Genomic DNA, 22,316 nt, shown 5'->3' on the forward strand with positions numbered 1-22,316 from the left:
CTGACATACACTATTACAATATGAACGGGATATGGTTGATATTACGTTAATTCTCAGGATAGAAACAGGGAATTTATATAGAGGGGATGTACATATCGTGATATGGAAAAAGACACCCATTATTTAATGGATGTCTTTTCAGGTAAATCTTTTTGCGTAGTATATAGAAAACGAGATATATCTAGTTTCTTTCCTCTGAAAAATTGCGGGGAGGAAATGTAAAGTTCTTCTTTTGCGCGTGTAATGGCGACATAGAGTAATCGTCGTTCTTCTTCTAATGCTTCAGAAGTCTCCGTCACACGGTCATTTGCATCTTTTAAAGAAGAAGTATGCGGCAATATACCATCGCTTGCTCCGAGTAAAAAGACGCATGGAAACTCAAGGCCTTTCGCGTTATGAATTGACATAAGCGATACAGCATCTTTTTGCGGCATTGTTTTTAATGCTTCCATTTCTTTTTGACCTTGAATGGCCTCGTTAATAAATTGTAAGTAAGCTGGAATATCCGTAAAGCGAGTTGCTGATTCCATTAATTCTTCTAACATTTCTTCTTGTATGTCCTTATGCATCGTAAAGGAAGAACGATCATTACTTTGTAAGTACTCTAAATACTTTCCTTTACCATGAATAATTTCTTTCAATGCTTTTTTAGGTTCAAGTTCTTTTATAAACTTAATAAAATCGATTCGCTCATTTACTTTTTTAACTTGAAAAGGTTTCAAGCTTGGGTTTAGTAATAGAAAATGAAGAAGAGAAGGGAAACGGCCCTCACCATATTTCCATTGTTCACGTTCAATAAATGAAATGCACTCATCACGGCCAATATACATTGTTGGTAATATATTTGAAAGTGATTCGAGGCGGAACGGTTCAAGCACGAGTCGTAAGTGATCTAATACGGGCCTAATTAAAGAATGTTCGTAGAACGATTGGCTCGCTCCATGTTTAATAAATGGAATCTTATGAATTGTAAGCTGATCAAGTAAAGAACGGCTTACAGAATGTGTACGATATAATAAACAAAAATCTTTATAATTTCGTTCACCACTATCTACTTTTTCCTGAATGAGTTGCAAAATTTGATTTGCTTCATCAAGAGTTGTCGCAGGTCGTGCATAAAACGGCTGTATGCCATCGTTACGAACAGAATATAGCTCTTTATCAAAACGTTCTTGATTGAGCTTAATAACTTCATTTCCAAGTCCTACGATAAATGGATTAGATCGATAATTCGTATTAAGTGCGATAATCGTAGTATTATCAAATTCCTTTGGAAAAGATAAAATAATTTGGTGACTTGCCCCTCGCCAGCCGTAAATCGCTTGATCGTCATCACCTGCGATAAATAAATTATTTCTCGGCGTGGCTAACAATTTTACAATTTCATATTGTGCATACGACGTATCTTGAAACTCATCTACTTCAATGTAATGAAAACGCTCTTGTAATTGAGTAAGCAGGGGAGCGTTATTTTCTAACATATAATACATTTCTAATAAGATGTCGTCAAAATCGATATAATTGTGTCGTTGTTTTACCTCTTCGAAACGTTCGTATACTTCTTTGAACTCTTGTTCAACCGGTGTTTTCGCTTTTACATCTTTCGGACGATTCAATTTGTTTTTCTCAAGTGAAATCATAGCGAGTATCGTTTCGGCATCATAATCGTCTTTTAAGCGCAATTCTTTCAAAATTTTCTTTATCATAATTTGTTTATGTTTTTCATTTGCTAAAATTTGCTGATTATATCCTTGACTACGAAGCAATTTTAAAAAGACAGAGTGGAATGTACCAGCAACGACATAGCTACTTGCGGCATGATTCATACCAGGTAAATTCGCTACACGGCTTCGAATTTCTTCAGCTGCTTTTTGTGTAAACGTCAGCAGCAAAATATTTCGCGGATGGACATGTTTTACATTAACTAAATAACCAACGCGAGTTGTTAAAACAGATGTTTTACCACTTCCAGCACCAGCTAGTGTAAGGACAGGTCCTTCTGTCGTTTGCACTGCTTCTAACTGTTTTTCATTTAAATAAACACCTTGCTGTTCTAAAGCGCGGAAATACGCCGCATCTGCATCTTCTTCCATAATTAAATGGATAGATGTTTTCGGAATATGATACGCCGCTTGCGGAATGCCAGCGTGTGTTAACGGTTTTTGTGAAAATTTTTCTTGTGTCATATATTCACCTTCAAAACTATAGCATCAACATTTAACTTTAGCGGAAGAAAAAGAAAATAGCAATGTAAAAAACAGGAGGGGCTACCTCCTGCTACAAAATTATAATTCTTTTATCATTACGACGTGCGGGATATTTGCTTCCATAAACACATCAGAAGCCGTCACGTATCCTAGCTTCTTATAGAAAACTTCAGCATGTGTTTGAGCATGGAGTTTCAATTTCGGTAGAGACTCTTCTTTTGCATGCGCTTCAAGTGCATCCATAATGATTTTGCCAATGCCTTTTTGGCGATGGGAAGCTAGTACGCAAATGCGCTCCATTTTTCCTATTCCATCAACGATGCGGAAGCGACCAGCACCAACTGGAACATCATTATCATATATAACAACGTGTGTTGAAATCTCTTCAAACTCATCATACTCTTCTTCTGCAGAAACCTGTTGTTCATTTACAAATACTTGCTTACGTACAGAGAATGCATCACTTAGTTGTTCGTCCGTTTGTACGATTTGTGCGTGCAAATTAGTTGTTCTCCTTTCCGAGGTGGAATGTTTCATGTACAGTCCACGTTCCATTTTCTAATTGGTATAGAAGGTGGAAACGATCGATTGGTTGCTCATAATAGAAATCTTTCATACGTAATCGACCTAATACATCAGCGTGCTCTGCGTCTGATAAGTCTTGACCGATTGTTAAATGAGGTACGAAAGAGTACTCGCGCTCTTGTGTAAAGAAACCATTATGCATTTCTTCATTTAAGAAAGTAAGTTCAGGTGTTTTTTCTACTTTAAAATAAAGAACATTATTAACAGGTGCGAATGAACCGACTTTCCCAACATGAAGGGTGAAAGGGTTCGTTTTATTTGCGATTGTATGTAACTCATTCACAATCGATTCTAATTGTTCATCTTGCGTCTCAAAGGGTGTTTTCAATGTAATATGTGGCGGAACTAATGCGTAATGCGGATCATAACGTTTACGTAATCCGTTCGCTTTATCTTGAATCATTTTTGATGGAAAAATTACAATTCCTAATTTCATGTTCCAATTCCTCCCTTTGCAAGTCTAGTTAGATTTTGAGAATAAATCTCTTTATCTATTATATCAAATTATTCTGAATACCGCTCTCTATTATTTCATTGATAGAATATGAGAAAATGCTTTTGGTAAATCTGCTTGCCAATATTTCCATGTGTGATTCCCTTCAAACTCTTCATAATGCGTGATGAAATTTCTATCTGTAAGTAGTTTATTTAACTCGCGATTTGGTTCTACGAAATCAGATACTTGTCCGTCTGTACGCTTGACAGCTGTTTCTTCGGTCCCAATTACGTGATAAAGATCTAGCGCCCCCGGATTTTTGAAATCTTTTGCTAAGTTCATGACTGTTTCATCAACAAATGGTGATTGCATAACGACCTTACCAAATGTATGCGGATACATAAGTGCGGTCATGAAGGAAACTGTACCGCCGAGAGAATCTCCAATTAAAACGCGTCCTTTACCCATTTGATACGTTGGATAATTTGCATCAATATATGGAGCAAGCTCGTGAGCAAGGAAGCGAATGTAAGCAGCATTCTTTACATCATTTGGGAAATATTTTTCCTTACGATCGTGTACATTTTTATATGGAATACCGACAATAATTGTGCGGTCAATTTCTTCAGTTTCGCGAAGGCGCTCAATTACACGGTGCGCTTTACCAAGCTGAAAATAATCTCTACCATCTTGTGCAATAACAACCGTATGCTTATGGAGAGGTGTGTAATTTACTGGTAAATAAACAAGAAGTGTAAGCTCCTCTTGAAGTGATGTACTAAAAAATGAAATTTCTTCAATTCTCCCTATTGTTTGATTCATGTATATCCCCCTAAATAAAAATTTACTGTAATGATTGTAAGAGCGACGCTTGTAGTGAAAAGGAAAGAAATAATCACTAATAGGTGCCTTAATTTCTATTTTACCATAATGGTACGAAGAATCTAAAAAATTAGTATTTAAGTTGTGAAAGAAAACGGATATAATGAAGTGGGATTTTTTACAGGTGAGAGGGGAGACAGGATTTGAAACAAGAAAGATCAATCGCACTACCACTAGCAATTTCCATTATAGCAATTTCATTCGCAGCTGTTTTTGCAAAGATGTCCTCAGCACCATCTTCCGTTTTAAGTATGTATCGATTATGGATTATCGTACTTATTATGCTGCCGATCGTTTGGAAAAAACGGGAAGAGTTTAGTAGGATTCAAATAAAAGATTGGGGATTTTTAATTGGATCTGGTTTCTTTTTAGCTCTTCATTTTCTTCTATGGTTTGAATCCTTAAAGCATACGACAGTTGCTAGTTCGACGATTATTTTAGCACTTCAACCGATCGTATCTTTAGTGGGAGGTTTTTTCTTATTTAAAGAAAGAACAACCTATTCAGCAATTGCGACGATGGGAATTGCGATACTAGGCGTAATGTGTATTGGCTGGGGAGATTTAGGGCTAAGTGAGCAAGCAATTTATGGGGATATATTATCCTTTTTAAGTGTAATAGCAGTTGTCGGTTATTTATTTATCGGACAAACGACAGTAAAGAAAGTATCTCATTGGATTTATAGTTTTACTGTATTTGCCTTCGCTGGTATATTTATAGCGATTTATAACGTTATACTTCAAGTGCCATTTACAGGCTATACGAAGTGGGATTGGAGTATTTTTCTTTTACTTGCGATTGTACCGACAGTGTCACACGTCATTAATAATTGGTTATTAAATTACGTAAATGCAACAACGATTTCAATGAGCATTTTAGGAGAACCAGTTGGGGCATCTATACTAGCGTTCTTCTTACTTGGAGAAAAATTAAATGCAATGCAAATTATCGGTAGCATGCTCGTATTGTTTGGTGTATCTGTTTTCTTACTACAGCAACAAAAGCGAACAGCAAAAAATGTGGTGAACGAACCGGCTTATACACAGGAATTATAACGAGTTTATTCTAATATACGAAAAGAGAAGTTATTGGTAACTTCTCTTTTTTTTGTTCCATGCAGAAAATAAAACAGATTAATAGGGGGAATTCCCGCCATGTAGCATGAAAAAAGATAATATATAGTGGAGTTACATCATACGTTTCTCATACAAATATAGAGGGGGAAGGAGAGACCAAATGAAAGAGACTTTAATGAAATACATGACAAATCTTACAACATTAAGTGAAGAGCAGCAGCGCATGATCGTAGAAGAATTACAAATTGAAGAGTATAAAAAAGGAACAGTGCTCTTAAGACAAGGAGATGTTCCGTCTAAATGTTATTTTGTATTAAAAGGATGCGTGAGGCAACATTGTATAGATGAATCTGGAAAAGAAGTTACATCAAATTTTTATACAGAAGAACAAGCAATCGCAAATTTCAATCATCATAAACAAGATAAATTATCCCCACATACGTTAACGTGCCTAGAAGATTGTCTAGTTGTAGTTGGCGATCTGTATAGTGAAAAGGACATGTATAAGAAATATTCACAGTTAGAAGAAATGACGCGCCAAATGATTGAATACAATTTTGGTGAAGTACAAGAAGAACTTACATTATTTATTACATCGACACCAGAAGAGCGCTACAAATCATTATTACAAAAACGACCGCATTTAATCGATCGTGTTCCTCAATATCAATTGGCAAGTTATCTAGGTATTACGCCAGAATCATTAAGCAGAATTAAGAAACGACTCAAACAGTAGAGTTTTTTCCACCTCTAAGCAATAGCCATATACTAAATCCTAGTTCACCTGTGATCATCGGTAGTTGAAAGACAACGTTAAGAATGGAAATAATCGCATCATATTGTGAAAACATCGTATTCATTACGTTAATGATGATATAGCCGATTGCAGCAATGAGCAGTAATATACTAATAGTCTTCGGTATGTTTTTAGATTGAAAGGTTACGTATCCTAAGGTGAGAAGATGTAAGCCGAAAATGATTAATCCTACAGACCAAATGTATTCAAAAGCTTCTAGAAATAACATTGTATATGCTTCTGAATTAGCAACTGTGCTTTTTGAAAGAAGTAATACAAATATTAAATTGAATATAGCAATCCCAAGTATAGCTGTATACATAAGACGAAGACAGGCAGCTAGTAATGAGAGGCTAGTATGGATAGGTTTTAGAAAGAAATAAAGAGCCCACGAGGCGATAATATCCGTAATAAAAATGATAATCCATCCGAAAATTTCTGCTTTGAAAAGTGAACTTGAAGTTTGAATATTATGGAGTGTCGTGCTCGCATTACTTGGTACAACGAGATTTCCGTGAACAAAACCGTAAGAAAAAAATGCAGTGAATGCCATGATAAGAAGAGAAGTGCCTGCAAATAAGGCAAAATTTCGCTCAGTCATAATACGTCCTCCTATTCTAATGTTGTTTTCATTGTAATAGGGAAGAGGAGGAGATTCATTGACTTAAATCAAGGGAGAGGAAGTTTAGTGGAATTTCCATCAAAAAAAGATGTATGGTTATATCCGATTTTTTTCGTTGTCATTGGAGCGTGTTTTGCTCCCATATTTGCAGGGAGAGAATATTTTCTTTTATTTTTTACAATTCCGTTGGCTATACTGTTTAGTTGGAGTTGGTTTTCAACAAAATATATCGTTAAGGAAGAAATAATTATAATTACATCAGGTCCCGTTAAAAAACGTATATTTATACGAGACATAAAACGAATTTCCAATACAAAAAATCCAATCGCAGCTCATGCACTATCATTCGATCGATTAGAAATTGTTTACGGATCATATGAAACTGAGATTATTTCTCCTAAAAATAAAGAACAATTTATTAATCTTGTGAAAAGTAAAAATCCGCACATTGAAATAAAGTAAAAGAGTGGCTACGAAGCCACTCTTTTACTTTGGATTTGTCATATAAGGTTGTACATGAATGACGCATAGGTCACGAAATTTTCCTTCAGCAGTTGTAACAATTACGACTGCTCTTCCCGCACTTTGTCCAGTAATCGTCACAGTTTCACCTTTTGGATATATTGTGATGACATCAGAATTCATATTGGTCCAAATAAGTTCTTTATTCGTCGCTTGCATTGGTAAAACGGAAGCTGATAACTCAGTACTTTGCCCAGTTTTTATTTTTAACTTATTTTTTTCCATATGAACACCGATAACTGAAATAACAGAAGGAGCAATTGAAATTTTGGGTGGATTAGGTTGAATGTTTAAACGAGAAGCAGAAGTATTTGTAATAGGTGAAAATTTTCTTATGTGTTGTTGCTGGAAAGCTGCTAACATGTTGGAGTCCCCTTTCTGTATAAGTGCTAATACTAATACTATAAAGGAGTAGTGTTATGTTAAATTTAACGAAACATAAAGAATTTGTTAAATTTGAGAAGAAGATTGTCGAACTGTAATAAAAAAAGCTCTGCTGTTACGATAACAGCAAAGCTTTTTTATAGACTATGACTATGTTGTTTTTCGAAATCCTCAAATTGCTCTTCAACCTCTTTTGAAGGTTGAGTTAGTAAACTAACGATTATGATTGCTAGTAAACTAATTGTGAAACCAGGAATCATTTCATATAAGAAGTTTGTTAAGAATTTAAATTGAGTCCATATAATAACAGTCGCGGCACCAGAAATCATACCAGCAAGCGCGCCCCATTTCGTCATACGTTTCCAATATAGACTTAATAAAATAGCTGGTCCGAATGAAGAACCAAATCCAGCCCAAGCGTATCCAACAAGAGCTAAAATCGTATCATTTTGTTTAAACGCTAATGCGCACCCAACTAAGGCGATACCAAGAACAGCCATACGACCGACAAATACAAGCTCTTTATCAGAAGCAGAACGTTTAAAGAATGTATGATATAAGTCTTCTGTTACAGCACTTGAAGTAACGAGAAGCTGAGATGAGATTGTACTCATAATTGCAGCTAAAATCGCTGCTAATAAAAATCCAGTAATAAGTGGATGGAATAAAATTTTTCCAAGCTCAAGGAAAATTGTCTCTGGGTTAGATAATGTCAAATCTTGTTGTGAATAGTAGGCAATACCGATAAGACCAGTAAACATAGCTCCGACAACAGAGAAAATCATCCAGCTCATACCAATTCTTCGTGCGCTTTTAAGTTCTTTTACAGAAGAAATTGCCATAAAGCGTACGATAATATGAGGTTGTCCAACATAACCAAGGCCCCATGCGAATAAGGAAACAATTCCTAAAGTGGAGGCACCTTTAAAAATATCTAAACGTGTTGGATCTACAGATCGAATTGTATCAAATGCAGGTCCAAGTCCGTTTGCATTCATAATTGTTACGATAGGAACAAGAATAAGAGCAACTACCATAATGATTCCTTGCACGAAGTCTGTCCAACTTACAGCTAAGAAACCACCAAATAATGTGTAAGCTACAACAACGCCTGCTACAATGAATAATCCAATATGATAGTTCATACCAAATGAATTTTCAAATAATACAGCGCCTGAAACTAGTCCTGAAGCTACATAAAAAGTAAAGAAAATCATAATAACAAGTCCGGATACTAAGCGTAGCATGTGAGATTTGTCGTGGAAACGGTGTTCCAAAAATTCTGGAATAGTAATAGAGTTGTTTGCAATTTCAGAGTAGGTACGTAAGCGAGGAGCGACATAAAGCCAGTTTGCGTATGCGCCTAATGTTAGGCCGATCGCAATCCAACTACTACTTAATCCAACGCTAAACATTGCACCGGGTAATCCCATTAAAAGCCAACCACTCATATCAGATGCTCCAGCACTTAATGCTGTTACTGCGGGGCCTAGTGTACGCCCGCCAAGCATATAATCTGTTAAGTTGGACGTTCGTTTGTAGGCGAAATAGCCGATTACTAACATCCCGAGCATGTAAATAGAGATAGAAGTTAAAGTTAACATCTGCGTACTCATGTAATTCCCCTTCCTTTTGTCATGTCTTTTGATGCGTTATGCATATTTATAATCTATCATGATTATTCAGAAAAATCCATTCAGAAATATGAATTTTCTGAAATGTAAGCGTTTTTTGACAATGTTTCGCTTTTGTAATATATGATTTTCTGACAAAAAACCTTAATTTTAATAGAGTATTTATTATATTTACATAAAAACAGGTTGTTTTGTCAATATAATATCGAACGAAGAAAAAATATTTTTTCCGAAAAAAGTATTGACTTTTTAGAAACGTGAGGAATATAATGAGTGCAACTTAAAAAAATGCAAGCGTTGATGAAGAAGAGTACACATGATGAACATGTCAGAGAGCTGATGGTTGGTGCGAATCAGTATGGAATTGATGTGGAATGGGCTTCGGAGCTTCCAAACCGAAACGAAAGAAGTAGGCTTTGGCGACATGATCTCATCGATATAAGAGACACGTATTGTTTTTGATACGGTAAAGTGCGTTACGTTTGTAACGAATTAAGGTGGCACCACGGGAGTACCCGTCCTTTCTATAGGATGAGTACTCCCTTTTTGTGTATAAAAAATTAAATATGTTAAATCGTTTAAGTAAGAAGAGTACGTATATTGGAGACGTTACAGAGAGCCGGGAATAGGTGGGAGCCCGGTGCGGTGCCATATACGGAATGGGCTTACGAGAGGTATGCTGAACAATTGTTTTCAGTAGGCAACCCGGGTTCCGCCGTTACAAGGATAAGGTATATATTTTGTACCTGAATAAAGCGGGATGCTTTTGCGTCCAACCTGAGGTGGTACCACGGTAAATTTATCGTCCTCTACATATTTCGATATGTAGGGGACTTTTTTATTTTTCAGAGTGAGGTGAAAGGCATGATGACAAAAGAGGAATTTATGAAGCAAAAAGAACAAAGAAAAACATTTTTAGTAATCGCTGAAGAAGAAGGAGATAGCATTACGCCAATTTCTTTATATAGACGTATGAAGGGAAAGAAAAAGTTTTTACTAGAAAGCTCACAGCTTCATCCAGATAAAGGGCGCTATTCTTACTTAGGGTGTAATCCATATGGAGAAGTGAAAAGCGTCGGTATAGAAGTAGAACGAACGATGTATGGGCAAACAGAAAAGTTGCAAGGTAACGTATTGCAAGTGTTAGAAGAGGTAATCGCACCATCGCTAGTAGAGAGTCCATTCCCATTTTGCGGAGGAGCAGTTGGTTATATTGGTTATGACGTCATTCGGCAGTATGAAAACATTGGAGCAGATTTACACGATCCATTAAATATTCCAGAAGTACACCTTTTACTATATCGTGAGTTTACCGTTTACGATCATTTACGCCAAAAGTTTTCATTTGTATATGTATGCAGGGAAGACGATTCAGCTTCTTATGAAGAAGTATACGAAAGATTGCAAGTATACAAAGAGGAAGTGCTAAAGGGAGAAGAAGCGGAAGTAAATGAAATACAATCAACATTATCATTCACTTCTTCCATAACGGAAAAAGAGTTTTGCGAAATGGTAGAAACGGCGAAAGAACATATACGAGCCGGGGACATATTCCAAGTCGTATTATCTCAGCGTTTGAAAAGTGAGTGTAAAGGCGATCCATTTGCACTATACCGAAAACTTCGCATTGCAAACCCGTCGCCATATATGTTTTATATCGACTTTCAAGATTACGTTGTACTCGGTTCTTCGCCGGAAAGTTTGTTATCAGTTAGAGAGGATAAAGTGATGACGAACCCAATTGCGGGTACGAGACCGAGAGGGAAAACGGAGCAGGAAGATGAGGAAATCGAAAAAGAACTGTTAGGAAATGAGAAAGAGCGGGCGGAGCATATGATGCTTGTGGACCTAGGGCGAAATGATATTGGCAGAGTAAGTGAAATTGGATCTGTGATTATAGATAAATATATGAAAGTAGAAAAATACTCTCACGTTATGCACATTGTATCTGAAGTTTACGGAACATTGCGAAAACTAATAAGTGGATTTGATGCATTAGCGTATTGTTTACCAGCGGGTACAGTATCAGGTGCTCCGAAAATTAGAGCGATGGAAATTATTAATACGTTAGAGCATGAAAAAAGAAATGTATACGCCGGAGCAGTTGGATATATTTCATTCTCAGGAAATCTTGATATGGCGCTAGCAATTCGAACGATGGTTGTAAAAGACGAGAAAGCGTACGTTCAGGCAGGAGCGGGTATCGTCTACGATTCAGACCCGGTTGCTGAATATGAAGAAACATTAAATAAAGCGAGAGCGCTTTTGGAGGTTATGAAATGATTGTACTTATCGATAATTATGATTCGTTCACATATAACTTGTATCAACTATTAGGCGAGTACGAGAAAGAAATTGTTGTCGTAAGAAATGATCAAATAACAATTGAACAATTAGAGGAGATGAAGCCGAAAGGAATTGTGCTCTCACCAGGACCTGGGAAACCAGAAGATGCTGGAATTTGTATCGATGTTATTCGTCATTTTTATAAGAACGTTCCCATCTTAGGAATTTGCCTTGGCCATCAAGCAATCATATCCGCATTTGGAGGAGAAATTGTTAGAGCAGAGCGCATTAAACACGGAAAAACATCGCGTGTGAAACATAACGGAACGTCAATCTTTTCGTACGTAACGCAGCCGTTAACAGCAATGCGTTACCATTCACTCGTCGCAGTGCAAAATAGTTTGCCGCAGTGTTTTGACATACTTGCGACAGCGATGGATGACAGAGAAATCATGGCAGTTCGTCACAACTATTATCCGCTCTTCGGATTACAGTTTCACCCAGAATCAATTGCAACAGAAGAAGGCGGAAAGTTAATACGTGCCTTTTTAGCAGAAGTGAAAGAGGAGGAGAGAGTATGAACAGTTATCTTCGAAAATTAGTAGAGGGACAACATTTAACAGAAGAAGAAATGTATGAAGCTGGACTTCTTTTATTAAGTGACAACATATTGGAAAGTGAAGTTGCAGCTTTCTTAGTATTGCTGAAAGCGAAAGGCGAAACAGCAGAAGAAATATACGGTCTCGTTCGTGCTCTTCGCGAAAAGGCATTACCGTTTTCAAATCATATAAAAGGCGCGATGGACAATTGTGGAACGGGTGGTGACGGTGCGCAAACATTCAATATTAGTACAACATCGGCATTTGTACTTGCCGGAGCTGGTGTAAAGGTTGCGAAACATGGAAACCGCGCTGTTTCTAGTAAAACAGGAAGTGCTGATTTATTAGAAGAACTCGGTGTAAACATTAGTTGTACGCCAGGTGAAATTGACTACTTATTAGAAATTGTAGGGATTGCCTTCTTATTCGCACCAGCGATGCATCCAGCATTAAGACGCATTATGAAAATAAGAAAAGAATTAAACGTTCCGACGATCTTTAACTTAATTGGACCGTTGACGAATCCGGTTAATTTAGAAACACAATTTGTCGGTATTTATAAGCGAGATATGTTATTGCCGGTAGCGGAAGTATTGCAGAAACTTGGCAGAAAACAAGCGCTCGTCGTAAACGGAAGTGGCTTTTTAGATGAAGCATCATTACAGGGAGAAAATCATGTCGTCGTTTTAAAAGATAATGAAATAGTAGAAATGAGTATTGATCCAGAAAAGTATGGTTTTTCAAGAGTGAAAAATGAAGAAATTAGAGGTGGGAATTCAAAAGAAAATGCAAAGATTACACTCGGAGTATTAAGCGGAGAAAAGAGTGTCTATCGCGATACTGTTTTATTAAATGCAGGTCTAGCCCTTTTCGCAAATGGAAGAGCAGAAACGATTGAAGAAGGAATTACACTAGCGGCACATAGCATTGACTCTGGAAAAGCATTAGCCAAACTAAACTTATTAATTGCAGCAAGCCATGAAAAATTAGAAAGGGTGAATTAAAATGGGGACGATTTTAGACAAAATTTTAGAGCAAAAGAAAGTAGAAGTTGCGGAGTTATATGAAACATATTCACCAGTGAAAGAAAAAAGGAAAACACACTCACTTGTAAAAGCTTTAGAGCAGTTTACTGTAATAGCAGAGGTAAAGCGAGCGTCTCCATCAAAAGGTGATATTAATTTACACGTTGATGTGCCAAAACAAGTGAAAACATATGAAGAATGCGGTGCTGGAGCAGTTTCGGTTTTAACAGACGGTCAATTTTTTAAAGGGTCGTTTCACGACTTAGAAACGGCAAGAGCAGAAAGTAACATTCCGCTTTTATGTAAAGATTTTATAATCGATAAAATCCAAATTGATAGAGCGTATGAAGCAGGAGCAGATCTTATTTTATTAATTGTTGCAGCATTGTCAAAAGAGAAATTAAACGAGCTTTATAACTACGTGCTAGAAAAAGGATTAGAAGCGATTGTTGAAGTTCATGATGAACAGGAATTAGAAATTGCAATCCGATTAAATCCGCACGTTATCGGTATTAACAACCGTAATTTAAAAACATTTGAAGTAGATTTAAGCCAAACTGAAAAGCTCGGAAAACGACTGAATGAGGAAAACCTACTTTGGATTAGTGAAAGCGGCATTCATTCAAAAGAAGATATTATTCGCGTCAAACGAGCTGGTGCAAAAGGTGTATTAGTTGGAGAAGCACTTATGACATCATCTTCTATAAGTAACTTTTTCGAAGACTGTAAGGTGAACATATGAAAGTGAAAATTTGCGGCATCACTGATGTTGAAACAGCAAAACATGCTTGCGAATACGGAGCAGATGCAATTGGATTTGTTTTTGCAGAAAGTAAGCGGAAAATCACCCCAGGGCTAGCGAAAGAAATTATTGGGGAAATTCCAGTCCACGTTTTCAAGGTAGGTGTTTTCGTAAATGAATCAGTAGAAGTGATCCAGAAAATTGCAGAGGAGTGCGGGTTAACGCATGTGCAACTACATGGGGATGAAGACAATCATCAAATTAGGAGATTGAATATTCCGTCTATAAAAGCAGTAGGAGTAGCTTTAGAGAAAGATATTGAATGTGCGAAAAAATACGATACAGATTATCTGTTATTTGATAGCCCGAAAGAAAAGTTCCACGGAGGAAACGGAAAGACATTCTCATGGGAGTTACTCGCACATATGCCAAACGAGTTGCGAGAGAAAACGATATTAGCTGGCGGATTAAACATCCTTAATATAGAAGAAGCAATTCGAACCGTTCAGCCATATATGATCGATGTGAGCAGCGGAGTAGAGACAGAAGGAAAGAAAGATCTAAAGAAAATAAAACAATTTATTAAAAAAGCGAAGGAGTGTTCAAAATGAACTACGCATATCCAGATGAAAAAGGTCATTACGGTATATACGGAGGACGATACGTTCCAGAAACGTTAATGCAATCCGTATTAGAATTAGAAGAAGCATATAAAGAAGCGATGCAAGATGAAGCGTTTCAAAAGGAATTAGATCATTATTTACAAACGTATGTTGGAAGAGAAACACCGCTTTATTTCGCTGAAAATATGACGAAGTATTGCGGCGGAGCAAAAATCTATTTGAAACGTGAAGATTTGAACCATACGGGAGCTCATAAAATTAACAATACAATCGGTCAGGCACTTCTTGCGGTAAGAATGGGTAAGAAGAAAGTTGTCGCTGAAACAGGAGCAGGACAACACGGAGTTGCAACAGCTACTGTATGTGCACTTTTCGGTTTAGAATGCGTCATCTTCATGGGAGAAGAAGATGTGAGACGACAAAAATTAAACGTGTTTCGAATGGAATTACTCGGAGCAAAAGTAGAAAGCGTTGCGGCAGGTAGCGGCACGTTAAAAGATGCGGTGAACGAGGCGCTTCGTTACTGGGTTTCACATGTACACGATACGCACTACATTATGGGATCAGTTCTCGGGCCACATCCATTCCCGCAAATTGTTCGTGATTTCCAAAGTGTAATTGGGAAAGAAACGAAAAAGCAATACGAAGCGTTAGAAGGGAAATTACCAGAAGCAGTCGTTGCTTGTATTGGCGGTGGTAGTAATGCAATGGGAATGTTTTATCCGTTCGTACACGATGAAGAAGTTGCTCTTTACGGTGTTGAAGCAGCTGGAAAAGGTGTTCACACAGAAAAGCACGCAGCCACTTTAACGAAAGGAAGTGTCGGTGTTTTACACGGATCGATGATGTACCTTCTGCAAAATGAAGAAGGGCAAATTCAAGAAGCGCACTCTATTTCGGCAGGGCTGGATTACCCAGGTGTTGGGCCAGAACATAGCTTGCTAAAAGATATTGGCCGCGTTTCTTATCATTCCATTACAGATGAAGAAGCGTTAGAAGCATTTCAATTATTAACGAAAAAAGAAGGGATTATCCCGGCATTAGAAAGTTCACATGCTGTTGCATACGCTTTAAAACTAGCGCCGCAAATGAAGAAAGACGAAGGACTTGTCATTTGTTTATCCGGCCGCGGTGATAAAGATGTAGAGAGTATAAAACGTTATATGGAAGAGGTGTAAAAAATGGGAGTAGAAAAAATTATAGCAGCGTTTGAAAATGGCAAGAAAGCATTTATTCCGTATGTAATGGGCGGAGATGGTGGACTTGAAAAGTTAAAAGAAAGAATTCGTTTTCTTGATGAAGCAGGAGCAAGCATCGTTGAAATTGGTATCCCATTTTCAGATCCAGTCGCAGACGGTCCAACTATTCAAAGGGCAGGAAAAAGAGCATTAGATAGCGGTGTAACATTGAAAGGTATTTTTCAAGCATTAATAGAGGTCAGGCAAGAAGTTCAAATTCCATTTGTACTTATGACATATTTAAATCCAGTACTCGCATTCGGAAAGGAACGTTTCATTGAGAGCTGTCTTGAAGCAGGGGTGGACGGTATTATCGTTCCAGACTTACCGTATGAAGAACAAGACATTATTGCACCGCTCCTTCGCGTGGCGAATATCGCTTTAATTCCACTCGTTACCGTAACGAGCCCTATTGAACGAATCGAAAAAATCACGAGTGAATCACAAGGATTCGTCTACGCCGTTACAGTAGCGGGCGTAACGGGAGTACGTCAAAACTTTAAAGATGAGATTCGTAGTTACTTAGAAAAAGTAAAAGCACACGTCCACTTACCAGTAGTCGCAGGATTCGGTATTTCAACACGAGAGCAAATTGAAGAAATGATTACAATATGTGACGGCGTTGTCGTTGGAAGTAAAGTCATTGAGCTGTTAGAAAATGAAAAGCGAGAAGAAATTTGTGAGTTAATACATGCAGTAAAAGAAACAGAAGAGGCTTAAGTCTCTTCTGTTTCTTTTGTGTAATAAATGTTAAAATATACAGAAAATACTTATAACTTAGAGGGTGAGAAGGCATGCTAAGACGTAAACTATTATATCTTTTTTTAACTGTACCATTATACGCTTGGCTCATTAGCATGACGAAAATAGAGTTGATGGCTCTGTTTTTAGGATATGTATTCATCTTTTCCCAATTAAATCGAATACAAGAGCAATCTATTTTAGAAGTATGTATATTTTCGGTTAGTATAGAACTATTTAGTATCGTTTCGATTGTATTATTAAGTGAATTATTCCAATGGATCCATTCATTTGAATTAATAAAACTTGGGAATATTGTATTGCAAGTAATATGTGCTTATATTGTGTTTGTTGTACTAGAAAAAATGATTGGACAGCAGACGGTTTTTCAGGATAAAAGATAAAATATTAGTTATTCAAAAAAGGAGCCCAGCGGCTCCTTTTTTAAATCTGTTATAAAAATAATTGAAAATCATAACATCTGTTATATAATAGTTAAAAATTGCAATTTTTACGAAAAGAGATGATAGCATGGCCATATTGTTGGCACTTATCCCAATTATGATGATTTTTATTTGTTTATTTTTGTTTAAACAAACGTCATTAAGGGCTTCATTAATTTCTTATGCCGTTTCTGTCGGAATCGTTTTACTTTCGCCAACGTTCCAATTAGGGATAAGTGAAACTGTGCACGCAACGATTAAAGGTTGGTTAATTTGTTTTATTGTCGGATACGTTTTATTTTTCGGTATTTTTTTATTTCACCTCATGAACAAAATGGGGTACATCGATCAAGTAGCGCGTTTTCTAGAAGAAGTTACGCACGATCGCTTACTACAAATGCTTCTTATGTGCTTTGGCATTTGTCCACTTATTGAATCAGTAAGTGGATTCGGAATTGGTTTTATGGTCGCAGCACCTATTTTTCTTTCGCTCGGTTATAAACCGTTTCAAGCTGTGCTACTATCGTTTATCGGTTTACTTGCAAGTTCATGGGGCGCGATGGCAACGGGTACGATTATCGGTTCTCAGCTTATTAACATGCCGCTCACAACTCTTGGTACAAATACAGCATTATTAAGCATCCCGATTTTCGCATATTTTATCTTCCTTTCTTTATACGTTGTCGGTGGCTGGCAGGCAGTTATAGAAAAGTGTAAGGAAGGAGTAGGATTCTTTCTATTATTTTCTCTCGGAATCTATCTTTCTAACGCATACGTAAGTGTTGAACTTGCAGGGATATTAAGTTCTATCGTTACCATTACATTTGGCTTTCTAATCATTAAATTAAAAGGCAAAAGTGAGCAAAACTTTATAACAGAACATGCTGCGGCTGTAGAGAGAGAAGTATCTATTATAAAAATTATTAGCCCTTATATATTCTTAACAGTTTGTATTTTACTTTCTCGCCTCGTTCCAGCATTACATGATTTTCTTAGGTCATATGCAGTTCTCGATTTAAAATCATACTCTTACAAACTAGAGTTACTATATTCGCCAGGGTTTTGGCTCGCCATGACTTGTTTATTTACAATTATTTTCTTCCGCATTCCATCCAATATTATGAAACAATCACTCTCGCAAACGATAAGACAATGGATTCCATTCGCAATTACAACGACGATGTTTATCGCCATTTCAGAACTAATGGGCGCATCTGGTATGCATTCATTACTCGCAAAAACAGCTGGTGAAACATTTGGTACGTTTTTCGTTTTCGTTGCTCCTTTCATAGGCGGAATCGGAGGCTTTTTAACAGGTAGTAACGCAGGATCAAATGCGATGTTTATAAAGCTACAAATGCAAACAGCGCAAAACGTAGCACTCCCGTGGCAATACGTCACAACGCTCCAAAACACCGCATCATCAGTAGCCACAATCGCTTGTCCATCACGGATTACACTAGGCGCGTATTTATGTAATATCCCTTATCGTGAAAATGAACTATTAAAGAAGACGACGTTAATGATTTTTGGTGCGGTGTTGCTTGTAGTGGTGGAGGTTATTGTTTGGTATATGTTGAGAAAATAAGAAATCCTCCTGGGAAAGGAGGATTTTCTTTTTATATGGATAATGCCTAAAGTATGAACAGCTTCTACTAAATGAATAGGAGATGAAAGAGATGCCCTTAAAAAACTACGGTGTATTAAAAGGTACAGTTGTACAATCTAAGATTGGAAAAGGGAAAACACCTCATTATCAAGTTCATTTACAAGGCGAAGCAGAAGTAGATTATCGTATTGCAATTAACGTGAAATCGCAAAGCTATCCGTCGGAAGTTTTATATTTTGCGAGTAACAATATTCGATCAGAGGCGATTCATATTTTACCGACATTACCGTTCGGTTTTACGGAAGTGAAAAACAATGAGCCGAAAGTAGCTTTAGATTATGTAAGAGGTAATTTATTTGATTCAAAGCAAATGATTCCTTTACCTGCTGAAAAATCGGGATCTGATAATGATTTAAATGAGAAAATAGAACATTATATAAAAAGAGCAATAGATGAGAAAGCAATTATTTATGCGTTTGGTGAAAGGTGGGGACCAGAAGAAAAGGTTCCGGATGCGTATTTCCACTTTACACCTGGAAACGGTATACACGATATTCATATGAATCAAGGGAATGTAGAGAAATGGCAAGGTGATGATGGCAAATGGCAAGACGGTGGGATATTGATTCACTTTGAGAAGAAGGAAGAGTGGATTGGTATTTTTCTTGCCTTTCAGTCACAGTCATGGTGTACCGATGAAGAAGGGCACGCTCGTGTTCCGGTTGAGCATTGTGATTATAAGAGAAATAATTGATGAGAAGAGGGCGTTCACAATGAACGCCCTCTTCTTATTTTATAAAACACAAAACTCACAAGTGTAGAAATACAAGAGAAAAGAAGCGCCACACTAGAAAACGCGATGAAATACATATTATACTTCATCATTTTACCGATTAGTTGGTTACTATCGTACTGAAATAGTCCCGCTATTATATTGAATAAAAATAATACGATAAACATGACGATAACACCGTCTATTGATCCTTTAATGTCTGGTTTACTTAAAGCGATATGTGCGGAAATGCAAATAGCGATAAATAAAAATAACCAAAATGAAGGATTCAATAAATTGCTAAATGTAAATAAGCTTTTCAATAATACAAACGTCGATAGTAGCATGTTTTGGATCATGTCTAAGTTAATAGAAGTCGATGTAACAGTTTTTTCCAGATTCGTATTAAATAAAGAATATGAATCTGGTACGAAATAGCGCATTAAAAGTATTAAGGCAGTAATCCCAGAAATAATAGGACCGATGCCGATAAAGAAATTACCGATTCGTTGGTATACGCTTTTTTGATTGTATTGATGTTGTACGTAACCTAAAGCCCCCTGACTTGTATCTGTTGGGAAAAACTGCGTTGCTACAATTTTATGACGAAATAATAGACACATAATTGCATGTCCAAGCTCATGAACGGGAACACCAATCCACGCGGTTAAAAGAAAACCTTTCCTACCAAAAGCTCTCGACCAATACGTTCGTGTGAGAGATTCTAAATAACCTAATATAAATCCAATTACAATGATGACACCAATTAAAGAAAATAATTGGATCACACTTGTAAGGAGTGTTTGAAAAATCGAGTTTACAAATTCCACTGTCTTCATCCAATCTGTTTAAAGTTTCACTTTATTTGCTCTGTTTCATAATAACATTATTTTTCTATATTACTAGCACACATAGTTTCGTTTAAAAGAAGGATTTCATATTCTTTTTCTTGTAGTCATGTTTTATGTACAAAGTCATATATTGAATTTGTAACACCCTATAAGGTATATGCTTAAGGAGGGATGAGAGAATGAAATGTCCGGCATGTAATACTGAAAATGCAGCGGAAGCAAGGTTTTGCGGAAATTGTGGACATTCGTTAACGGAAGAAGTGGTAGCGAGTGGTGGGCAGGAAGAAGGGCAGCTATCGCGCCCGGCACGAGTAAAGGAAACTCGTCCGAATGAAACGGTAGAGCAAGTGAAACAATTTGCAAGTGGCTATTTTCAGTTCTTTAAAAATGCTTTTAAATCACCATCGGTCATTATGGAAAGTGGAAATATTGAAGTGCGAAATGGAATTGTAAGTCTTGTGCTTATTTGCTTTTTAGGAGCATGTATTTTTTATAGAATGATGAGCGCAGCGGCGACTGTTACGAGGACATTAGTGCCAGATATAGCTACTCCTACTTTCTTTGGAGAATCTGTAATGGTCTTTTTCTTTTTATTAATTTTAACTTTATTTGTCGGATTTATTATTTTTGTAAGTGGTAAGATGATGAAATCATCTTTTTCTTTTCTTGAATCATTCGGTATATGGGGGACGATAGCGACGCCAGCTATTGCTATACTAGTTCTTTCTTTTCTATTTAGTTTCCTATTGATCTTTTTTTTACCAATCTTATTAGGGCTGGCTACAACGTATATGGGAATTAGTATAATTGTAGCTATATTAAAACTAGACAACGGCGGAGTAGATCCTGTTTACACACTTATTATCGCAAATGTTTTAATCGGAATTGCAACGTTTATCGTGTTTTGGTCTTACATTAAAACGATAATCCAAACCTTTATCGGGGGATTAACAGGCTTCTAACGAAAAGGTGGTTGAATGGATGAATGTATGTACAAAATGCGGAGCTCAGTATGAAGATGGAGTGCAATTTTGCCAAAACTGCGGGATGAAGAGGGAAAGTCTTGTAGTAAAGAAGAAAATGAGCGGTGGTACAAAAGTTGGCATTACACTCTTAACATTACTTGTTATAGTAATTGTTGGATTGTATTTGTATGGATCATCGTATTATAAGCAGACGGCACAAGTAGACCGAATGATTACTATTTTACAAGAGAGGGACGGGGAGAAATTAGCTGAGATCATCACGGCAGATGATCCAACCGTTATTGTAACGAGAGAGAGTTTAACGCCTCTATTTTCATATATAAAAGAAAATCCATTTTACGTGAATGAATTGAAAGAATATTTGAGGCAAGGTGAAAAACAAGGGGATGGAATAGAAAGAGCAGATTTTTCTTTAACGAAAGATGGGAAACATTTCTTTTTATTTGATCGGTATAAATTGAAAGCGAAGACGTATTATACGACTCTGCTTACAAATGAAAAAGGTACATCTTTAAAATTGAACGGAAAAGAAATTGATAAGACAAATGACAAAAAGTTTGAGAAGCAATATGGACCGTTTCTTCCTGGAACTCAAGTATTTCAATCTGAATATAAAAATGACTATGTAAAACTATCACGTGAGGAAAAGGTTGTACTTATGAAACAAAGTCAAAATAATGTAACGGTAGATTTAACGTTGCAAGGGCAATATATTACAGTTCAAACGAATGCGTCTGGTGCAACATTGTACGTGAATCAAAAGCCAGTTACTGCGTTGACTGGAGAAGAAATTACGTGGGGACCGATAGCGACTGATGGAAGTGCGGCGATTTATTTAGAACGAAATGGAGAAAACGGAAGGGAAACGACAAAGGTAGAAACGGTAACGGCACTTTCGGCTTATAATCTTCCATTTCAAAAGAAAAGTGTAGAAAAAACAGTTGTTTACAATGTTACTCCACCGCCTACGACTCATTATGTATATAATGGTTTCATCTTCCCTGATAGTGATATTCGAAAATTAACGAGTACGGACTTAACATATTTATCGAAAGAACAATTGAAAATAGCAAGAAACGAAATATACGCAAGACATGGACATATGTTTCAAACGAAAGATATGCAAGCGTATTTTTCAAAACAGTCTTGGTATAGAGAAAATCCGTATTTTACAGGAAAGCTAACAGATATTGAAACTTATAATGTTGAATTGATCAAATCAAGAGAATAAACGCGTGAAAAAGGTACAGTGCATAG

Annotated in this window: 23 protein-coding genes and 2 other annotated features; of the genes, 15 read left to right on the top strand and 8 right to left on the bottom strand. The window is 36.8% G+C overall.

Going from position 1 to position 22,316, the window contains the following annotated elements; all coding sequences use genetic code 11:
• Positions 1 to 119: 119 nt before the first annotated feature.
• From NSQ69_RS06360 to NSQ69_RS06375, 4 genes are all read right to left on the bottom strand, one after another.
• Complete coding sequence (locus NSQ69_RS06360) at positions 120 to 2,186, bottom strand: ATP-dependent helicase (protein WP_003188006.1); 2,067 nt, start codon at positions 2,184 to 2,186, stop codon at positions 120 to 122.
• Between the two features lie 99 nt (positions 2,187 to 2,285).
• Entirely contained in the window at positions 2,286 to 2,708 is a 423-nt protein-coding gene (locus NSQ69_RS06365) for a GNAT family N-acetyltransferase (protein ID WP_002125981.1), read from the bottom strand.
• Position 2,709: 1 nt separating this feature from the next.
• Positions 2,710 to 3,228 (bottom strand): YjcG family protein, encoded by a 519-nt coding sequence (locus tag NSQ69_RS06370; protein WP_002011397.1) that lies wholly within the window; start codon positions 3,226 to 3,228, stop codon positions 2,710 to 2,712.
• Positions 3,229 to 3,318: 90 nt separating this feature from the next.
• Complete coding sequence (locus NSQ69_RS06375) at positions 3,319 to 4,050, bottom strand: alpha/beta hydrolase (protein ID WP_002030493.1); 732 nt, start codon at positions 4,048 to 4,050, stop codon at positions 3,319 to 3,321.
• Positions 4,051 to 4,253: 203 nt separating this feature from the next.
• On the opposite strand from NSQ69_RS06375, the gene NSQ69_RS06380 reads away from it, so the two are divergent.
• Positions 4,254 to 5,165: a DMT family transporter gene (locus NSQ69_RS06380; RefSeq protein WP_002030492.1), complete on the top strand. Its 912-nt coding sequence runs from the start codon at positions 4,254 to 4,256 to the stop codon at positions 5,163 to 5,165.
• A gap of 181 nt (positions 5,166 to 5,346) precedes the next feature.
• Complete coding sequence (locus tag NSQ69_RS06385; RefSeq protein ID WP_078178308.1) at positions 5,347 to 5,922, top strand: Crp/Fnr family transcriptional regulator; 576 nt, start codon at positions 5,347 to 5,349, stop codon at positions 5,920 to 5,922.
• Here NSQ69_RS06385 and NSQ69_RS06390 read toward each other — a convergent pair.
• Complete coding sequence (locus NSQ69_RS06390; protein ID WP_078214013.1) at positions 5,912 to 6,583, bottom strand: DUF4386 domain-containing protein; 672 nt, start codon at positions 6,581 to 6,583, stop codon at positions 5,912 to 5,914. The two genes, NSQ69_RS06385 and NSQ69_RS06390, sit on opposite strands and share 11 nt — an antisense overlap.
• Before the next feature lie 87 nt (positions 6,584 to 6,670).
• On the opposite strand from NSQ69_RS06390, the gene NSQ69_RS06395 reads away from it, so the two are divergent.
• On the top strand, positions 6,671 to 7,066 hold the full coding sequence (locus tag NSQ69_RS06395) for a PH domain-containing protein (RefSeq protein WP_215560974.1): 396 nt from the start codon (positions 6,671 to 6,673) through the stop codon (positions 7,064 to 7,066).
• A 24-nt stretch (positions 7,067 to 7,090) separates the two neighbouring features.
• Here NSQ69_RS06395 and NSQ69_RS06400 read toward each other — a convergent pair whose 3' ends face one another.
• A complete protein-coding gene (locus tag NSQ69_RS06400) occupies positions 7,091 to 7,489 on the bottom strand; it encodes an Ig-like domain-containing protein (RefSeq protein ID WP_002125992.1) in 399 nt (132 codons plus the stop codon).
• A 158-nt stretch (positions 7,490 to 7,647) separates the two neighbouring features.
• A complete protein-coding gene (putP, locus tag NSQ69_RS06405) occupies positions 7,648 to 9,126 on the bottom strand; it encodes a sodium/proline symporter PutP (protein ID WP_002125993.1) in 1,479 nt (492 codons plus the stop codon).
• 306 nt (positions 9,127 to 9,432) lie between these two features.
• Positions 9,433 to 9,670: a binding site (T-box leader), on the top strand.
• 42 nt (positions 9,671 to 9,712) lie between these two features.
• Positions 9,713 to 9,957 (top strand) — a binding site (T-box leader).
• A gap of 51 nt (positions 9,958 to 10,008) precedes the next feature.
• Between putP and trpE the strand changes: the two genes are divergently transcribed.
• From trpE to NSQ69_RS06455, 10 genes are all read left to right on the top strand, one after another.
• Positions 10,009 to 11,427 (top strand): anthranilate synthase component I, encoded by a 1,419-nt coding sequence (trpE, locus tag NSQ69_RS06410; RefSeq protein WP_341099056.1) that lies wholly within the window; start codon positions 10,009 to 10,011, stop codon positions 11,425 to 11,427.
• Positions 11,424 to 12,011: an aminodeoxychorismate/anthranilate synthase component II gene (locus NSQ69_RS06415; RefSeq protein ID WP_341099058.1), complete on the top strand. Its 588-nt coding sequence runs from the start codon at positions 11,424 to 11,426 to the stop codon at positions 12,009 to 12,011. The genes trpE and NSQ69_RS06415 overlap by 4 nt, the downstream gene beginning before the upstream one ends.
• A complete protein-coding gene (trpD, locus tag NSQ69_RS06420; protein ID WP_002125997.1) occupies positions 12,008 to 13,033 on the top strand; it encodes an anthranilate phosphoribosyltransferase in 1,026 nt (341 codons plus the stop codon). Before NSQ69_RS06415 ends, trpD begins: the two co-directional genes overlap by 4 nt.
• A gap of 1 nt (position 13,034) precedes the next feature.
• Positions 13,035 to 13,796, top strand: coding sequence for an indole-3-glycerol phosphate synthase TrpC (gene trpC / locus NSQ69_RS06425; protein ID WP_341099060.1), 762 nt, complete (start codon positions 13,035 to 13,037; stop codon positions 13,794 to 13,796).
• Complete coding sequence (locus NSQ69_RS06430; RefSeq protein ID WP_002186404.1) at positions 13,793 to 14,407, top strand: phosphoribosylanthranilate isomerase; 615 nt, start codon at positions 13,793 to 13,795, stop codon at positions 14,405 to 14,407. Before trpC ends, NSQ69_RS06430 begins: the two co-directional genes overlap by 4 nt.
• Positions 14,404 to 15,597 (top strand): tryptophan synthase subunit beta, encoded by a 1,194-nt coding sequence (trpB, locus tag NSQ69_RS06435; RefSeq protein ID WP_002086917.1) that lies wholly within the window; start codon positions 14,404 to 14,406, stop codon positions 15,595 to 15,597. The genes NSQ69_RS06430 and trpB overlap by 4 nt, the downstream gene beginning before the upstream one ends.
• A 3-nt stretch (positions 15,598 to 15,600) precedes the next feature.
• Positions 15,601 to 16,377 carry a tryptophan synthase subunit alpha gene (trpA, locus tag NSQ69_RS06440; protein ID WP_002011422.1) on the top strand — a complete coding sequence of 259 codons (777 nt, stop codon included), beginning with the start codon at positions 15,601 to 15,603 and terminating at the stop codon, positions 16,375 to 16,377.
• 74 nt (positions 16,378 to 16,451) lie between these two features.
• Positions 16,452 to 16,802 (top strand): DUF4029 domain-containing protein, encoded by a 351-nt coding sequence (locus tag NSQ69_RS06445; protein ID WP_002126003.1) that lies wholly within the window; start codon positions 16,452 to 16,454, stop codon positions 16,800 to 16,802.
• Between the two features lie 127 nt (positions 16,803 to 16,929).
• The gene (locus tag NSQ69_RS06450) at positions 16,930 to 18,429 is read left to right on the top strand and encodes an L-lactate permease (RefSeq protein ID WP_063226134.1); all 1,500 of its coding nucleotides are present in this window, start codon (positions 16,930 to 16,932) and stop codon (positions 18,427 to 18,429) included.
• Between the two features lie 91 nt (positions 18,430 to 18,520).
• A complete protein-coding gene (locus tag NSQ69_RS06455; RefSeq protein WP_328070209.1) occupies positions 18,521 to 19,204 on the top strand; it encodes a YukJ family protein in 684 nt (227 codons plus the stop codon).
• Between the two features lie 14 nt (positions 19,205 to 19,218).
• Here NSQ69_RS06455 and NSQ69_RS06460 read toward each other — a convergent pair whose 3' ends face one another.
• On the bottom strand, positions 19,219 to 20,052 hold the full coding sequence (locus NSQ69_RS06460) for a hypothetical protein (protein WP_050000085.1): 834 nt from the start codon (positions 20,050 to 20,052) through the stop codon (positions 19,219 to 19,221).
• A gap of 200 nt (positions 20,053 to 20,252) precedes the next feature.
• On the opposite strand from NSQ69_RS06460, the gene NSQ69_RS06465 reads away from it, so the two are divergent.
• On the top strand, positions 20,253 to 21,035 hold the full coding sequence (locus NSQ69_RS06465) for a zinc ribbon domain-containing protein (RefSeq protein WP_050000086.1): 783 nt from the start codon (positions 20,253 to 20,255) through the stop codon (positions 21,033 to 21,035).
• Positions 21,036 to 21,054: 19 nt separating this feature from the next.
• The gene (locus tag NSQ69_RS06470; protein WP_002186387.1) at positions 21,055 to 22,290 is read left to right on the top strand and encodes a TcaA 3rd/4th domain-containing protein; all 1,236 of its coding nucleotides are present in this window, start codon (positions 21,055 to 21,057) and stop codon (positions 22,288 to 22,290) included.
• Positions 22,291 to 22,316 lie beyond the last annotated feature (26 nt).

Source organism: Bacillus sp. FSL R10-2201 (assembly GCF_038008665.1).
GTDB classification, from domain to species: Bacteria; Bacillota; Bacilli; order Bacillales; family Bacillaceae_G; genus Bacillus_A; species Bacillus_A mycoides.

Excerpts from the sequence above, each read along its gene's own strand:
- NSQ69_RS06400 (WP_002125992.1), bottom strand. The coding sequence starts at position 7,489 with ATGTTAGCAGCTTTCCAGCAACAACACATAAGAAAATTTTCACCTATT.
- NSQ69_RS06390 (WP_078214013.1), bottom strand. The coding sequence starts at position 6,583 with ATGACTGAGCGAAATTTTGCCTTATTTGCAGGCACTTCTCTTCTTATC.
- NSQ69_RS06455 (WP_328070209.1), top strand. The coding sequence starts at position 18,521 with ATGCCCTTAAAAAACTACGGTGTATTAAAAGGTACAGTTGTACAATCT.
- NSQ69_RS06370 (WP_002011397.1), bottom strand. The coding sequence starts at position 3,228 with ATGAAATTAGGAATTGTAATTTTTCCATCAAAAATGATTCAAGATAAA.
- trpC (WP_341099060.1), top strand. The coding sequence starts at position 13,035 with ATGGGGACGATTTTAGACAAAATTTTAGAGCAAAAGAAAGTAGAAGTT.
- NSQ69_RS06360 (WP_003188006.1), bottom strand. The coding sequence starts at position 2,186 with ATGACACAAGAAAAATTTTCACAAAAACCGTTAACACACGCTGGCATT.
- NSQ69_RS06445 (WP_002126003.1), top strand. The coding sequence starts at position 16,452 with ATGCTAAGACGTAAACTATTATATCTTTTTTTAACTGTACCATTATAC.
- NSQ69_RS06465 (WP_050000086.1), top strand. The coding sequence starts at position 20,253 with ATGAAATGTCCGGCATGTAATACTGAAAATGCAGCGGAAGCAAGGTTT.
- trpA (WP_002011422.1), top strand. The coding sequence starts at position 15,601 with ATGGGAGTAGAAAAAATTATAGCAGCGTTTGAAAATGGCAAGAAAGCA.
- NSQ69_RS06430 (WP_002186404.1), top strand. The coding sequence starts at position 13,793 with ATGAAAGTGAAAATTTGCGGCATCACTGATGTTGAAACAGCAAAACAT.
- NSQ69_RS06385 (WP_078178308.1), top strand. The coding sequence starts at position 5,347 with ATGAAAGAGACTTTAATGAAATACATGACAAATCTTACAACATTAAGT.
- putP (WP_002125993.1), bottom strand. The coding sequence starts at position 9,126 with ATGAGTACGCAGATGTTAACTTTAACTTCTATCTCTATTTACATGCTC.
- trpB (WP_002086917.1), top strand. The coding sequence starts at position 14,404 with ATGAACTACGCATATCCAGATGAAAAAGGTCATTACGGTATATACGGA.
- trpD (WP_002125997.1), top strand. The coding sequence starts at position 12,008 with ATGAACAGTTATCTTCGAAAATTAGTAGAGGGACAACATTTAACAGAA.
- trpE (WP_341099056.1), top strand. The coding sequence starts at position 10,009 with ATGATGACAAAAGAGGAATTTATGAAGCAAAAAGAACAAAGAAAAACA.
- NSQ69_RS06375 (WP_002030493.1), bottom strand. The coding sequence starts at position 4,050 with ATGAATCAAACAATAGGGAGAATTGAAGAAATTTCATTTTTTAGTACA.
- NSQ69_RS06450 (WP_063226134.1), top strand. The coding sequence starts at position 16,930 with ATGGCCATATTGTTGGCACTTATCCCAATTATGATGATTTTTATTTGT.
- NSQ69_RS06470 (WP_002186387.1), top strand. The coding sequence starts at position 21,055 with ATGAATGTATGTACAAAATGCGGAGCTCAGTATGAAGATGGAGTGCAA.
- NSQ69_RS06415 (WP_341099058.1), top strand. The coding sequence starts at position 11,424 with ATGATTGTACTTATCGATAATTATGATTCGTTCACATATAACTTGTAT.